Here is a 12,784-nt window from a genome sequence, read left to right as displayed (position 1 = left end):
GCGGGGGCGAGGAGCGAGGGCGGGGCTGCGGGCCGAGGTGCGGCGATCCGGCCGTGAGCCCGCCTGGTGAGCGGCTCCTGGCTAGCCCGCCGCAGCGGCGGCGAGGACGCCCGCGGTGATGGTGGCGATGTCGCCGGAGGTGCTGATGTAGGGCGGCATCGTGTAGACGAGGTCGCGGAACGGGCGGAGCCAGACGCCCGCGGTGACGGCGGCCTTCGTAGCAGCGGCCATGTCCACCGGGTGGTCGAGTTGGACGACGCCGATGGCTCCGAGGACGCGGACGTCACGGACGCCGGGGAGGTCCTTGGCCGGGGCGAGGCCGTGGGTCAGCTCGGTCTCGATGCGCCGCACGGTGCCGCGCCAGTCGCCCGCCAGGAGCAGGTCGATGGAGGCGAGCGCCACGGCCGAGGCGAGCGGGTTGCCCATGAAGGTGGGGCCGTGGGCGAGGACGGGGACCTCGCCCCGGGAGATGGCGTCGGCGACGCGTTCGGTGCACAGCGTCGCGGCCATGCTGAGGTAGCCACCGGTCAGCGCCTTGCCGAGGCACAGGATGTCGGGGCTGATGCCCGCGTGGTCGGCGGCGAACAGCGCGCCGGTGCGGCCGAAGCCGGTGGCGATCTCGTCGAAGATCAGCAGGACGTCGTTGGCGAGGGTCAGCTCGCGCAGCACGTGCAGGTAGCGCGGGTCGTGGAAGCGCATGCCGCCCGCGCCCTGCACGACCGGCTCGACGATCACGGCGGCCAGGTCGTCGGCGTGGGTCTCGATCAGGTCGGCGAGGTGGGCGACGTAGTCGTGGTCGAACCCGGCGGGCGGTTCGTCGGCGAAGACCTGCTCGGGCAGGACACCGCGCCACAGGCTGTGCATGCCGCCGTCGGGGTCGCAGACGCTCATCGGGTTGAACGTGTCGCCGTGGTAGCCGCCGCGCCAGGTCAGCAGCTTGGTCTTGCGGGTGTCGCCCAAGGATCGCCAGTGCTGCAACGCCATCTTGATGGCGACCTCGACGCCGACCGAGCCGGAGTCGCAGAGGAACACGTGCCGCAACGGCTCCGGGGTGATCTCCACCAGCCGGGCGGCCAGGCGCACGGCGGGCTCGTGGGTGAGGCCGCCGAACATGACGTGGCTCATCCGACCGAGCTGGTCGGTGACCGCCGCGTCGAGCACCGGGTTCCGGTACCCGTGGATCGTCGCCCACCAGGACGACATCCCGTCGACGAGCTCACCACCGTCGGCCAACCTCAGCCGAACCCCCTGCGCCGACTCGACGACCAAAGGCTCCTGGGTCCCGGGCATCGGCCCGTACGGGTGCCACACATGCGCGCGATCAAGAGCAACCAACTCATCCAGAGACACGTGCCCATTCTCTCCCACCGCCCGCCCCCTCGTCCCCACCCGGCATCGTTCCCGACTTGGCACCGTCCGCCCGGCACCACGTCGCCACCCGGCACCGTTCCCAACGTGGCAGCGCCCACCCGGCATCGTTCCCGACTTGGCACCGTCCGCCCGGCACCGCGTCCCCGAGTTGGCCGTCGACCGCCTGCGCTGTTCCCCACACGGCGAGCGGCTAGATGCCCGCGAGTTCCTTGCGGCGGGCGACCAGGCGGGCGATCTCCCGGCCGTGGTCGGTCGGGACGATCCACTCGCCCGGCGGCACCGTGATCCGCACCGCGGGCCCCGGCGTCACCGTGACGCGCAGCTCCCCCACGCCGGGCACCGGCAGCGTCGCCCGGCGGGCCACCATCACCTGCTCGACGGTCCCCACGCCGCTCAACGCCACCATCGGCCGCACCAGCCGGAACGGCCCCCGCCCGCCGGACAACGTGATCCGGTCGTGGGCGACGAGCAGTTCGAGCCCCTTCGCCCCGCGCGCCTGCCACGGCACCTCGACCGGCGAGTCGGCCAGTTCGGGCGTGTACGGCTCGAGCACGCTGTCGCGCGCCCGGCGGGCGACCACCCAGCCACCCAGTCCGAAGAGGACGGCCGCGGGTGAGAGCCACGGGCTGATGGCACCCAGGTAGGAACCACTGGCAGCGCCGAGAACCGCCCCGGCGACCGGCCACCGGCGCGGCCGGAACCGGCGGCTGCGGAAGTACCAGGCGCCCAGTCCCAGTAGGACAGCGGGGACCAGCAGACCCGGCAACCAGCCGCCCACCGCGGTGAGCACCACCCCGAGCACCGGACCCACGGTGACGACCAGGCCGAGGTGCGGCCGCACCCGCCGAAGCCGGGCACCCACTACCCCACCTGCCACCTGCTCATCTCGCCCCCGCACCCGGTCACGGTACCCAACCGGACTCGCAAAACGCGGTATTGAGGACGAATGTCAACCCTTGGCGTTGACGCCGCCGAAATGGCGTGATCCGCGAATGCCCTCAAGCGCGCCGGACTAACGCAGTCTGACGGGGAGGGTGTGCAGCGATCGGACGATGGTGCTTTCGCGCCACGTCAACGGGGTCGAGGTCAGGGCGAGATCGGGGAACCGGGCCAGCAGGGCGCCGATGGCCACCTCGCCCTCCATCCGGGCCAGGGGGGCGCCGACGCAGTAGTGGATGCCGTGGCCGAAGGCGAGGTGGGTGTTGAGGTCGCGTTCGATGTCGAGGACGTCCGGGTTGGGGAAGGTGGTGTCGTCCCGGTTGGCTGAGCTGAGGGCGACCACCACGAACTCGTCGGCCGGGATCTCCACTCCTGCCACCACTACGGGTTCGGTCGTGTAGCGCATCGTCGCCGTGTTGACCGGGCTCTCGAAGCGGAGCAGTTCCTCCACCGCGCGCGGCAACAGGGCCGGGTTCGCGCGCAACGCGGCTGCCTGCGAGGGGGATTGCAGCAACGACAGCACCCCGTTCGCAATGAGGTTGACCGTTGTCTCGTGGCCCGCGAGCAGCAGCAGGAACGCCATCGACAGCAGTTCGTTCTCGCTGAGCCGGTCGCCGTCGGAGCGGGCCTCGACCAACGCGGTCAGCAGGTCCTCGCCCGGCGTGGAGCGCTTGGACTCGATCAGCTCCATCACGTACCCGCCCGCCGCGACCCCGGCCTCGGTGATCTCCGTGGCGGAGGACGCGGTGGACAGCAGGGTGCTCGTCCAGCCGTGGAACGCCTCGCGGTCGGACTCGGGGACGCCGAGGAGTTCGCAGATCACCGTCATCGGGACCGGGAAGGCGAGCGCGGGGATGAGGTCGACCTCGTCCAGGCCGTCGAGGGCGTCGAGCAGGTCCGAGGTGATCCGCTCGACCCTGGGCCGCAGGTGGCTGACCCCGCGCACGGTGAACGCCTTGTTGACCAGCTTGCGCAGCCGCGTGTGGTCGGGCGGGTCCATGTTGAGCATGTGCGCCTGCAGGTCCTGGCCGAACTCCGGGCGCGGGCTGCCCGGCTCGCGGTTGATCTCCAGCAGCGCGCCCGCCCGGACGTAGTCCTTGCTGACCCTGGGGTCCGACAGCACCGCCTTGGCGTCGGCGTACCGGGTGACCAGCCAGCCCCGCACACCGCGCGGCAGCACGACCGGCCGGACCGGACCGGTGCGGCGCAGGTCGGCGTAGAGCCGGTGCGGGTCCTGGAAGAAGTCCGCGCCGATGCGGACCACCTCGTCCTCAACAGTCACGGTTCCCCCTAGGTGCGCGTCCACCACCCACCGTACCCGCGATCACACCGGGAGTCAGGAAAGCGAACGGCAGGATCAGGAAAGGCAACCGGGGCCGAGCAACGCCTTCAGGTCGCCCATCAGCGACGGCGACGGGCTGACCCGCAGCGCGTCGTCGAGCCGCAGCAGGGTCTGCCGCGGGCCGTTGATCAGCTTGAGGTGCACCTCGGTGGTGCCGGGGTGCGCGCCGAGCACGTCCTTGAGCTGGGCGACCAGCGGCGGGGTGCACTTGGTCGCGGCCATGCTCAGCCGGAACGGCGCGCCAGCGGCGTTGGACAGGTCGGGCACGGCCAGGTCGTTGGCGATCAGCGAGATCCGGTCGTCGCGCTTGGCCACCCTGGCCTTGACCAGCACGATCGCGTCCTCGAGCACGCCCATGCCGATCACCGCGTAGGTCTTGGGGAAGAACAGCGCCTCGATGCCGCCTGCCAGGTCCTCCAGCTGCGCCGAGGCCCACGACTCGCCGTTGCGGTTCACCCTGCGGTTCACCGAGGCGAGGATGCCGCCGATGACCACCTGGGTGCCGTCGGGGATGTTGCCCTCCAGGATGGCGGCGATGGAGGTGTCGGACTGCGAGGTCAGGATGTGCTCGACGCCGTTGAGCGGGTGCCCGGAGACGTAGAGGCCGAGCATCTCCCGCTCCAGCGCCAACTGGTGCTTGGTCTCCCACACGTCGTCGGGCACGCGCACGTCGAACACGCTGGAGACGCTCTCGTCGGCCCCGCCCGCCGCGCCGAACAGGTCGAACTGGCCGACGGCCTCCGCCTTCTTGGTCTCCATGATGGCGTCGATGGCGTCGGTGTGGATGAGGAACAGGCCCTTGCGCGGGTGCTTGAGCGAGTCGAACGCGCCCGCCTTGACCAGCGACTCGACGACCTTCTTGTTGCAGCCGGACGCGTCGACCTTGCGCAGGTAGTCGGAGAAGTCGGCGAACTCGCCCTTCTCGGTGCGCGCCTTGATGATCGAGTCGACCACGTTGGCGCCGACGTTGCGGATCGCGCCGAGGCCGAAGCGGATGTCGTGGCCGACCGGGGCGAACTCCTTCTCCGACTCGTTGACGTCCGGCGGCAGCACCGTGATGCCCATCCGGCGGCACTCGGACAGGTAGACCGCGGCCTTGTCCTTGTCGTCGCGGACGCTGGTGAGCAGACCGGCCATGTACTCGGCCGGGTAGTTCGCCTTGAGGTAGGCCGTCCAGTAGGACACCAGCCCGTACGCGGCCGAGTGCGCCTTGTTGAAGGCGTAGTCGGCGAACGGGACGAGGATGTCCCAGAGGGTCTTGATCGCGTCCTTCGGGTATCCGTTGTTCTCCATACCGCCGGAGAAGTTGACGAACTCGGCGTCCAGGACCTCTTTCTTCTTCTTGCCCATGGCCCGGCGCAGCAGGTCAGCCTGGCCGAGCGTGTAGCCCGCCAGCTTCTGCGCGATCGCCATGACCTGCTCCTGGTACACGATCAGGCCGTAGGTCGTGCCGAGGATGTCTTCGAGCGCCTCGGCCAGCGACGGGTGGATCGGGGTGATGTCCTGCTGCTTGTTCTTGCGCAGCGCGTAGTTGGTGTGCGACTTGGCACCCATCGGGCCCGGCCGGTAGAGCGCGCCGACCGCCGAGATGTCCTCGAAGTTGTCGGGGCGCATCAGCCGCAGCAGGTCGCGCATGGGGCCGCCGTCGAGCTGGAACACCCCGAGGGTGTCGCCGCGGGAGAGCAGTTCGTAGGTGTTCTTGTCGTCGAGGCCCAGGGTCTCCAGGTCGGGCACCGGCTTGCCGTTGCGCTCGATGTTGCGCAGCGCGTCGTCGATCACCGTCAGGTTGCGCAGCCCGAGGAAGTCCATCTTCAGCAGGCCGAGCGACTCGCAGGTCGGGTAGTCGAACTGGGTGATGATCGACCCGTCCTGCGGCCGCTTCCACAGCGGGATGGTGTCCATCAGCGGCTCGGCCGAGAGGATCACCGCGCAGGCGTGCACCCCGGCGTTGCGGATCAGGCCCTCCAGGCCGCGGCCGGTGTCGATGATCTCCTTGACCTGCGGGTCGCTGTTGTAGAGCTCGCGGATCTCGGTGGCCTCGGCGTAGCGCTTGTGGCTGGGGTCGAACAGGCCGTTGAGCGGGATGTCCTTGGCCATGACCGCGGGCGGGTACGCCTTGGAGATCTTGTCGGCGATGGCGTAGCCGGGCTGGCCGTAGAGCACCCGGGCGGAGTCCTTGATCGCGGCCTTCGCCTTGATGGTGCCGAAGGTGATCACCTGGGCGACCTTGTCGGCGCCCCACTTCTCGGTGGTGTAGCGGATGACGTCGCCGCGGCGGCGCTCGTCGAAGTCGATGTCGATGTCGGGGGGGCTGACCCGGTCCGGGTTGAGGAACCGCTCGAAGATCAGCCCGTGCGCCAGCGGGTCGAGGTCGGTGATGCCCATCGCGTAGGCGATCAGCGCGCCAGCGGCGGATCCTCGGCCGGGGCCGACCCGGATGCCGTTGTTCTTCGCCCACTGGATCAGGTCGGCGACCACCAGGAAGTAGGCCGGGAAGCCCATCTGCAGGATGACGCCGATCTCGAACTCGACCTGCTTGGCGTGCACGTCGTCGACGCCGGAGGGGAAGCGCCGCCGCATCCCCTCCCACACCTGCTCGCGGAAGTACTCGTCCTCGGACTTGCCGTCCGGGATCGGGAAGCGCGGCATCAGGTTGCGGAACTCGAACATGCCCGCGATGTCGACCTTCTCGGCCACCAGCAGCGTGTTGCGGCAGCCCTCCTGCCACGGGTCGGACTGGTCGACCGCGCGCATCTCCTCCGGTGACTTCAGGTAGTAGCCGTCGCCGTCGAACTTGAACCGGGTCGGGTCCTGCAGGGTCTTGCCGGTCTGCACGCACAGCAGCGCGTCGTGGGAGTCGCTGTCGGTCTTGTAGGTGTAGTGCGAGTCGTTGGTGACCACGAACGGGATGTCGAGCTTGCGGCCGATCTCGACCAGCCCGCTGCGGACCCGGTTCTCGATCTCCAGGCCGTGGTCCATCAGCTCGACCGAGAAGTACTCCTTGCCGTAGATCTCCTGCCAGGTGGCCGCCGCCTCCATGGCCTCCTTCTCCTGGCCGAGGCGCAGCCGGGTCTGCACGTCGCCGGAGGGGCAGCCGGTGGTGGCCATCAGGCCCTCGGAGTGCGCCGCGATCAGCTCCTGGTCCATCCTGGGCCACTTGCCGAGCTGGCCCTCCATCGAGGCCAGGCTGGAGAGCTTCATCAGGTTGCGCAGGCCGGTGTCGTTGCGCGCCCAGATCGTCTGGTGCAGGTAGGCGCCGGACGCCGAGACGTCGTCGCTCTTCTGACCCGGGTCGCCCCAGCGCACCCGGTCCTTGCTGAACCGCGAGGCGGGCGCGATGTACGCCTCGATGCCGAGGATGGGCTTGATGCCCGCGCCCTTCGCCTGCCGGAAGAAGTCGTAGATGCCGTTGGTGTGCCCGTGGTCGGTGATCGCCACCGATGTCATGCCGAGCCGCTCGCACTCGGCGAACATGTCCTTGAGCTTGGCCGCTCCGTCGAGCATCGAGTACTCGGTGTGCACGTGAAGGTGAGCGAAGGAGTCAGCCACCCGGTCACCCTAGCGACCCGGGCGGCGATCGTCCCGCATTGGGTGCGCGACGCGCCGGAAGTCGTTGGTATGACTGGGAAAGCGGGAAAACGGATGACGAAGGACGCCGCTGGGGACAGAGTGTGACCATGCGCCTGCGCCCGGTGTCACCCGACGTGGTGATCGATGAGCTGACCGCGATGGTCCACACCCGGACCGGCGGCGGCCGGGTCAGGGTGCTGCTCGACGGCGCCGCGCCCACCGCGCCCGCCGACCTGGCCGACGCCGTCGCCGAGCGGCTGCGGGTACTGGGTCGGCCCGTGCTGCGGGTGTCCGCGGTGGACTTCCTCCGCCCTGCCTCGTTGCGGTTTGAACGCGGCAAGCACGACCCGGACGCGCGGTATGAAACCTGGCTCGATGAGAGCGGCCTGCGACGCGAGGTCCTCTCGCCTCTAGGAGAGACAGGCACCGGCAAGGTCCTCCCCTCGTTGTGGAACGCGGCGACAGATAGGGCTACCCGCGCCGAATACGTCGACCTTCCCCCGGGTGGCGTACTGCTGCTGGACGGCGAGTTGTTGTTGGGCAGGGGCCTGCCGCACGAGGTGTCGGCGCACCTGTGGCTGTCGGCACCCGCGCTGGTCAGGCGGCTGCCCGCGGCCGAGCACTGGGCGCTGCCCGCGTTCGCCCGCTACGACGCCGAGGTGCGGCCGTTGCACACCGCGGACCTCGGCGTCCGGGTGGACGACCCGCGCCACCCCGCGGTGCTCGACGAACGCCCGGTGTGAGCGGGTGATCACCGAGGGCCAAGATCACGTGTCGGCCCACGGCTTCCGGGGCGGGCCGTGGGGCGACCGGGTAGCGTCCGTGGGCGTGACGGATCCGGTTGACGCCCGCCTGCTCGGTGTGGTTGCCGAGATGGGCAGGGCCGCGGTGCACGAGGTGGCCGCGCGGCTAGGCATGGACCCCAGGGAGGCGGCGGCCCGGTTGGTCGCGCTCTCCGGCTCGGGGCTGCCCCTGCTGGTCGGCGTGGAGTGCGACCCCAACGGCCTGCGCGCGGCGCTCGCGCGGATGTCGGCGCCGATGGGCTACCCGCCGCAGCAGCCCGGCTACCAGCAGCCCTACCCGCAACCGGTCATGCCGCAGCCGGTGCAGCAGTACGTCCCGCAGCCGGACCCGTTCGGGCAGAACTACCAGCAGCCGCACAGCGGACCCGTGCGCACCGGCCCGCCGAGCACCCCGTTCCCGGTGCCGACCGGTCCGCCGAGCCAGCCGTTCCCGGCGGTCGGCGAGCCGATCAGCACCTGGGGGCCGCCGCAGAGCTCCAGTTGGGCCCGCGGCGACCAGCCGCCGAACACCGGTGGCGGCCCGATGGACCGCACCCAGCCCGCGGTGCGCACGCCGCGCCAGGGCAAGGTCGGCGCGGTGCTGGAGACCTCCGGCCTGGAGGGTGAGCGGCTGGCCATCCAGCTGGTCGAGGTCGTCGACCCGGCCGACTACCTGTTCACCGCGGCGGGCTACCGGTTGCAGCCTGGCGAGCGCTCGATCGTGGTGCACACCGAGCTGACCAACCGGGGAACCACCCCGTTCGCCACCCTGCCGGACCTGTACCTGGTGCTGGTCAGCCCGGACGGCCAGTCGATCTCGAAGGCGCCGGTGTCGCTGTCGTCGCGGCCGCCGCACCGGATCGGGGTGCAGCCGGGCGAGATCGCCAGCGGGCACACGGTGTACGTGGTGCCGGAGCCGACGGTGATCACCTCGGTGCGCTGGAGCCCGCGCCCCGACGAGGAAGCGCTGACGCTGACCTGGTCGGTGGAGTAGCTCACCAGACGTTGCGCCGCTCCCACTCGGCCCACCGCTGTTCCCTGACCGCGGTCTTCTTCTTACCGCGCGCGGTAAGAAGCGCTCCGATCGCGACAAGAGTGGCCAGCACCACGAGCCCGGTCGCGGCGTTGCCCCCGGCGTTGCCCGCCACCAACGAGACCAGCCACCCGATCACGAACACCGCGGACGGGTAGAGCTCCAGGATCCCGAGCAGGATCGCCAGGATCAGCCGCAGCACGAACACGAGGAACCCCAGCGGCGGACTGGAGCCGATGCCGGAGTCGTCGTACACCAGCCGGAACCCGTCGAACGGGTGGTAGAAGGTGTTGGCCCACCAGCTGTTCGCGAGGTCGTGGGACGCCTCGGTCTGCCGGAACCCCACCTCCGACAGGGTCGCGTTCGTGATGTCGATGGTGATCTCGTGCGGCCTCGCGGTCAGCGGCGCCTTGCCCTCCAGCACCGCGTGGAACTCGTCGCCCGCGGTGCGCAGGTCGAAGCCCTGGTCGGTTCCCCTGCGGTAGTCGCGGAACACGACCCGGGTGGTGTCGGGCCGCAGCGGCTCGGTGAACTGCAAGCCGATGGCCACCTCGCCGAGCGGGGTCACCAGCGACACCTCGCCCTTGACCTCGACCTTGTTCTCGCCCACGGTCAGGCTGAACGACACCGGGAAGACGTCCGGGGTGCGCACCGACACCTCGAGGTTCCCGCAGCCCGCCACCGCGGCGAGGACGGCGAGCAGGATCGCGAGCTTCCGCATACCCGCGTAGTCGCACCGGGCGCGCCCGGGGTTAGCCGGTGTCCGTGTTCTGTCCAGCGGCCGGTCCGGGTGCGACGGTCAGTAGTCCGCCTCCAGCACGGCCAGCGCGCCCGCGAGGTCCGGCGGGTACTCGCTGGTGAACTCCACCCAGGAGCCGTCGGCGGGGTGGTGGAAGCCGAGTGAGCGCGCGTGCAGCCACTGCCTGCTCAGGCCCAACCGCTTGGCCAGCACCGGGTCCGAGCCGTAGGTGAGGTCGCCGACGCACGGGTGGCGCAGCGCGGAGAAGTGGACGCGGATCTGGTGAGTGCGACCGGTCTCCAGCTTGACGTCCATCAGGGACGCCGCGCGGAACGCCTCGATCGTCTCGTAGTGCGTGATGCTCGGCTTGCCGTCGGCCACGACCGCCCACCGGTAGTCGTGACGCGGGTGGCGGTCGATGGGGGCGTCGATAGTGCCCACGCTCGGGTCGGGGTGTCCCTGAACCAGCGCGTGGTAGCGCTTCTCGACGGTCCTCTCCTTGAACGCGCGCTTGAGGACTGTGTACGCGTGCTCGCTCTTGGCGACGACCATCACGCCGGTCGTACCGACGTCGAGTCGGTGCACGACTCCCTGACGCTCGGCAGCGCCAGAGGTCGAGACCCGGATACCGGCGGCGGCAAGGCCACCGATCACCGTTGTCCCGCTCCACCCCGGACTCGGGTGCGCGGCGACGCCGACCGGCTTGTCCACCACCACCACGTCGTCGTCCTGGTAGACGATCTCCATGCCGTCGACCTTGATGGCCTTGATCTCCACCGGCCGCTCCGGCTCGGGCAGGGTGACCTCGAGCCAGGTCCCGGCCAGCAGCCGGTCGGACTTGCCAGCGGGCCTGCCGTCGACCAGCACGTCGCCCGCCTCGGCGATCGCGGCGGCCACGGTGCGGGACAGGCCGAGCAGCTTGGACAGCCCGGCGTCGACCCGCATGCCGTCGAGGCCGTCGGGGACCGGGAGGGTTCGGGAGTCGCTCACGCGTCTTCCCCCTTGCGCTGCTTGCGGGTGATGGTGCCGTCGTAGTCGCGGCCGAGCAGGGCGAGCAGCACGATCAGGACGCCGCCCACGGAGATGCCCGCGTCGGCGACGTTGAACACCGGGAAGAAGTCGCCGTCGGGCGCGAACACGGACACGAAGTCGACCACGTGGCCCTGGAACACCGCGGGGGCGCGGAAGATCCGGTCGGTCAGGTTGCCCATGGCGCCTGCCAGCACCAGCCCGAGGCCCAGCGCCCAGCCGGTGGAGCGCAGCTTGGGCATGATCCAGATGATGGCGACGACGACACCGGCCGCCACCAGGGTGAACAGCCAGGTCATGCCGGTCGCCATGGAGAACGCGGCGCCGGGGTTGCGCACCAGCTGCAGGTAGACCGCGCCGCCGAGCAGCCGGATCGGTGCCTCACCCTCCAGCGCCGCGGTGACGATGATCTTGGTGACCAGGTCGGCGGCGTAGACCAGCACCGCGGCGACGATCAGGATCAGCCCCCGCTTGCGGCCGAGCCCACCCTGCTCGGGCGCGCCCTCCTGCTGTTGGGTGTCGGGACTGTCGTCGTCACGTTCGGTGCTCACCGGGCCATTGTCCACCGGACCATTGTCCACGAGCGCGCGCAGGCTATTCCGCCAGGAAGGCGGGCAGCGGCCGCGGGTCGTGGACCGGGGCCCAGCGACCGTCCACGACGGCGTACTCGACGGCCGGTCCGTCGGCCACCAGCGAGCGCAGCGCGGCGATCACCCGGTCGACGTGCTCGGCCCTGGTGCCCAGGCCGATGCTGACCCGGACGGCGCGCTCCTCCTGCGCCCCGGCCCGGCCGAGCAGCCTGCGGGTGGCGATGTGCGCGCAGAACGCGCCGTCGCGCACGCCGATGCCGTGCTCGGCCGACAGCACGGCCGCGACCAGGCCGGACTCGATGCCGTCGACGGTGAAGCTGACGACGCCGACCCGGTCGTGGTCGTCGCCGAACAGGCTCAGCGACCGCAGGCCGGGGACCGAGGCCAGGCCGACGCGCAGCCTGCGCAGCAGCGCGCGCTCGTGGTCGACCACCGCGTCCCAGTTCTCGGCCAGGGTGTCGCAGGCGACCGCGAGGGCGTGCGCGCCGACGACGTTGGGCGAGCCAGCCTCGTGCCGCTCGGGGACCGCGGACCACGCGACGCCGAGCCGGTCGCCCCAGTCGACGACCTGGGCGGTGGCGCCGCCGCCGACCAGGTACGGCTCGGCGGCCTTGAGCCAGTCGGCGCGGCCGATGAGCGCGCCGGTGCCGAACGGGGCGTAGAGCTTGTGGCCGGACAACGCCACGTAGTCGACGTCGAGCGCGCGGATGTCGACAGGACGGTGCGGTGCGAGCTGGGCGGCGTCTAGCGCTACCCGGGCACCGTGGCGGCGGGCGACCTCGCTGAGCGCCTTGATCGGCCAGACCTCGCCGGTGACGTTAGAGGCGGCGGTCAGCACTACCAGCCGCGGACCGACCGGGGTGGCGCGCAGAGCCTCGTCGAGCGCGAGCACGGCGTCACCGGCGTTGGCCGGGGTCTGCACGCGGTGCACGTTCGGGCCGCGCCACGGCAGCAGCGCCGCGTGGTGCTCGGTGTCGAACAGCACGACCGACGTCGCCCTGGGCAGGGCCTTGGCCAGCAGGTTCAGGCTGTCGGTGGTGTTGCGGGTGAACACCACCGTGTCGGAGGCGTCGGCGCCGACGAACCGGCGCAGCACGCGGCGCGCCCGCTCGTAGACCTTGGTGCTGACCTGGGAGGCGAACCCGGCGCCGCGGTGCACGCTCGCGTACCAGGGCAGCAGCTCGTCGACCGCGTCGCGGACGGTGTCGAGACACGGTGCGCTGGCGGCGTGGTCCAGGTTGGCGTAAGACACCTGCGTGCCGTCGACCAGCGGGACGTCGAGGCGCGCACCGGCGACCGTGGGCACGGTGGGCGCGAGGGGAGCCTGCTCGGCTCGGGCGGTGGGAACAGCAAGCGTCATGCCGACCTCCAGGTCCGGGACCCGGAGCG

At 70.9% G+C, this 12,784-nt stretch carries 10 protein-coding genes; 2 read left to right on the top strand and 8 right to left on the bottom strand.

Features of this window, described 5'->3' with window-relative positions:
- Window positions 1-81 precede the first annotated feature (81 nt).
- From CLV68_RS13890 to dnaE, 4 genes are all read right to left on the bottom strand, one after another.
- Window positions 82-1,350: an adenosylmethionine--8-amino-7-oxononanoate transaminase gene (locus tag CLV68_RS13890; RefSeq protein WP_246009804.1), complete on the bottom strand. Its 1,269-nt coding sequence runs from the start codon at window positions 1,348-1,350 to the stop codon at window positions 82-84.
- Between the two features lie 211 nt (window positions 1,351-1,561).
- Window positions 1,562-2,233 carry a hypothetical protein gene (locus CLV68_RS13885; RefSeq protein ID WP_170224279.1) on the bottom strand — a complete coding sequence of 224 codons (672 nt, stop codon included), beginning with the start codon at window positions 2,231-2,233 and terminating at the stop codon, window positions 1,562-1,564.
- 150 nt (window positions 2,234-2,383) lie between these two features.
- Window positions 2,384-3,592 (bottom strand): cytochrome P450 family protein, encoded by a 1,209-nt coding sequence (locus CLV68_RS13880; protein ID WP_121390712.1) that lies wholly within the window; start codon window positions 3,590-3,592, stop codon window positions 2,384-2,386.
- A gap of 75 nt (window positions 3,593-3,667) precedes the next feature.
- The gene (gene dnaE, locus CLV68_RS13875) at window positions 3,668-7,201 is read right to left on the bottom strand and encodes a DNA polymerase III subunit alpha (RefSeq protein WP_121390711.1); all 3,534 of its coding nucleotides are present in this window, start codon (window positions 7,199-7,201) and stop codon (window positions 3,668-3,670) included.
- Window positions 7,202-7,329: 128 nt separating this feature from the next.
- Here dnaE and CLV68_RS13870 point away from each other — a divergent pair, with 128 nt between their 5' ends.
- Together CLV68_RS13870 and CLV68_RS13865 are read left to right on the top strand one after the other, a co-directional pair.
- Complete coding sequence (locus CLV68_RS13870) at window positions 7,330-7,965, top strand: nucleoside/nucleotide kinase family protein (RefSeq protein WP_121391189.1); 636 nt, start codon at window positions 7,330-7,332, stop codon at window positions 7,963-7,965.
- 79 nt (window positions 7,966-8,044) lie between these two features.
- On the top strand, window positions 8,045-8,998 hold the full coding sequence (locus CLV68_RS13865) for an AsnC family protein (RefSeq protein ID WP_170224277.1): 954 nt from the start codon (window positions 8,045-8,047) through the stop codon (window positions 8,996-8,998).
- Window position 8,999: 1 nt separating this feature from the next.
- Here CLV68_RS13865 and CLV68_RS13860 read toward each other — a convergent pair whose 3' ends face one another.
- The 4 genes from CLV68_RS13860 to CLV68_RS13845 form a co-directional block, all read right to left on the bottom strand.
- The gene (locus tag CLV68_RS13860; protein WP_121390709.1) at window positions 9,000-9,758 is read right to left on the bottom strand and encodes a hypothetical protein; all 759 of its coding nucleotides are present in this window, start codon (window positions 9,756-9,758) and stop codon (window positions 9,000-9,002) included.
- A 78-nt stretch (window positions 9,759-9,836) separates the two neighbouring features.
- Complete coding sequence (locus tag CLV68_RS13855) at window positions 9,837-10,721, bottom strand: RluA family pseudouridine synthase (protein WP_121391188.1); 885 nt, start codon at window positions 10,719-10,721, stop codon at window positions 9,837-9,839.
- A 41-nt stretch (window positions 10,722-10,762) separates the two neighbouring features.
- The gene (gene lspA / locus CLV68_RS13850) at window positions 10,763-11,356 is read right to left on the bottom strand and encodes a signal peptidase II (protein WP_121390708.1); all 594 of its coding nucleotides are present in this window, start codon (window positions 11,354-11,356) and stop codon (window positions 10,763-10,765) included.
- 43 nt (window positions 11,357-11,399) lie between these two features.
- A complete protein-coding gene (locus CLV68_RS13845; RefSeq protein WP_121390707.1) occupies window positions 11,400-12,755 on the bottom strand; it encodes an aminotransferase class V-fold PLP-dependent enzyme in 1,356 nt (451 codons plus the stop codon).
- Between the last annotated feature and the right edge of the window lie 29 nt (window positions 12,756-12,784).

The organism is Actinokineospora cianjurensis, from assembly GCF_003663795.1.
Classification (GTDB): domain Bacteria; phylum Actinomycetota; class Actinomycetes; order Mycobacteriales; family Pseudonocardiaceae; genus Actinokineospora; species Actinokineospora terrae.
Note: the sequence above shows the minus strand (reverse complement) of the source record. Positions and strands in the feature narration are given on the sequence as shown.

Coding starts and splice junctions, on each gene's coding strand:
- CLV68_RS13870 (WP_121391189.1), top strand. CDS start 7,330: ATGCGCCTGCGCCCGGTGTCACCCGACGTGGTGATCGATGAGCTGACC.
- CLV68_RS13860 (WP_121390709.1), bottom strand. CDS start 9,758: ATGCGGAAGCTCGCGATCCTGCTCGCCGTCCTCGCCGCGGTGGCGGGC.
- CLV68_RS13855 (WP_121391188.1), bottom strand. CDS start 10,721: ATGCGGGTCGACGCCGGGCTGTCCAAGCTGCTCGGCCTGTCCCGCACC.
- CLV68_RS13845 (WP_121390707.1), bottom strand. CDS start 12,755: ATGACGCTTGCTGTTCCCACCGCCCGAGCCGAGCAGGCTCCCCTCGCG.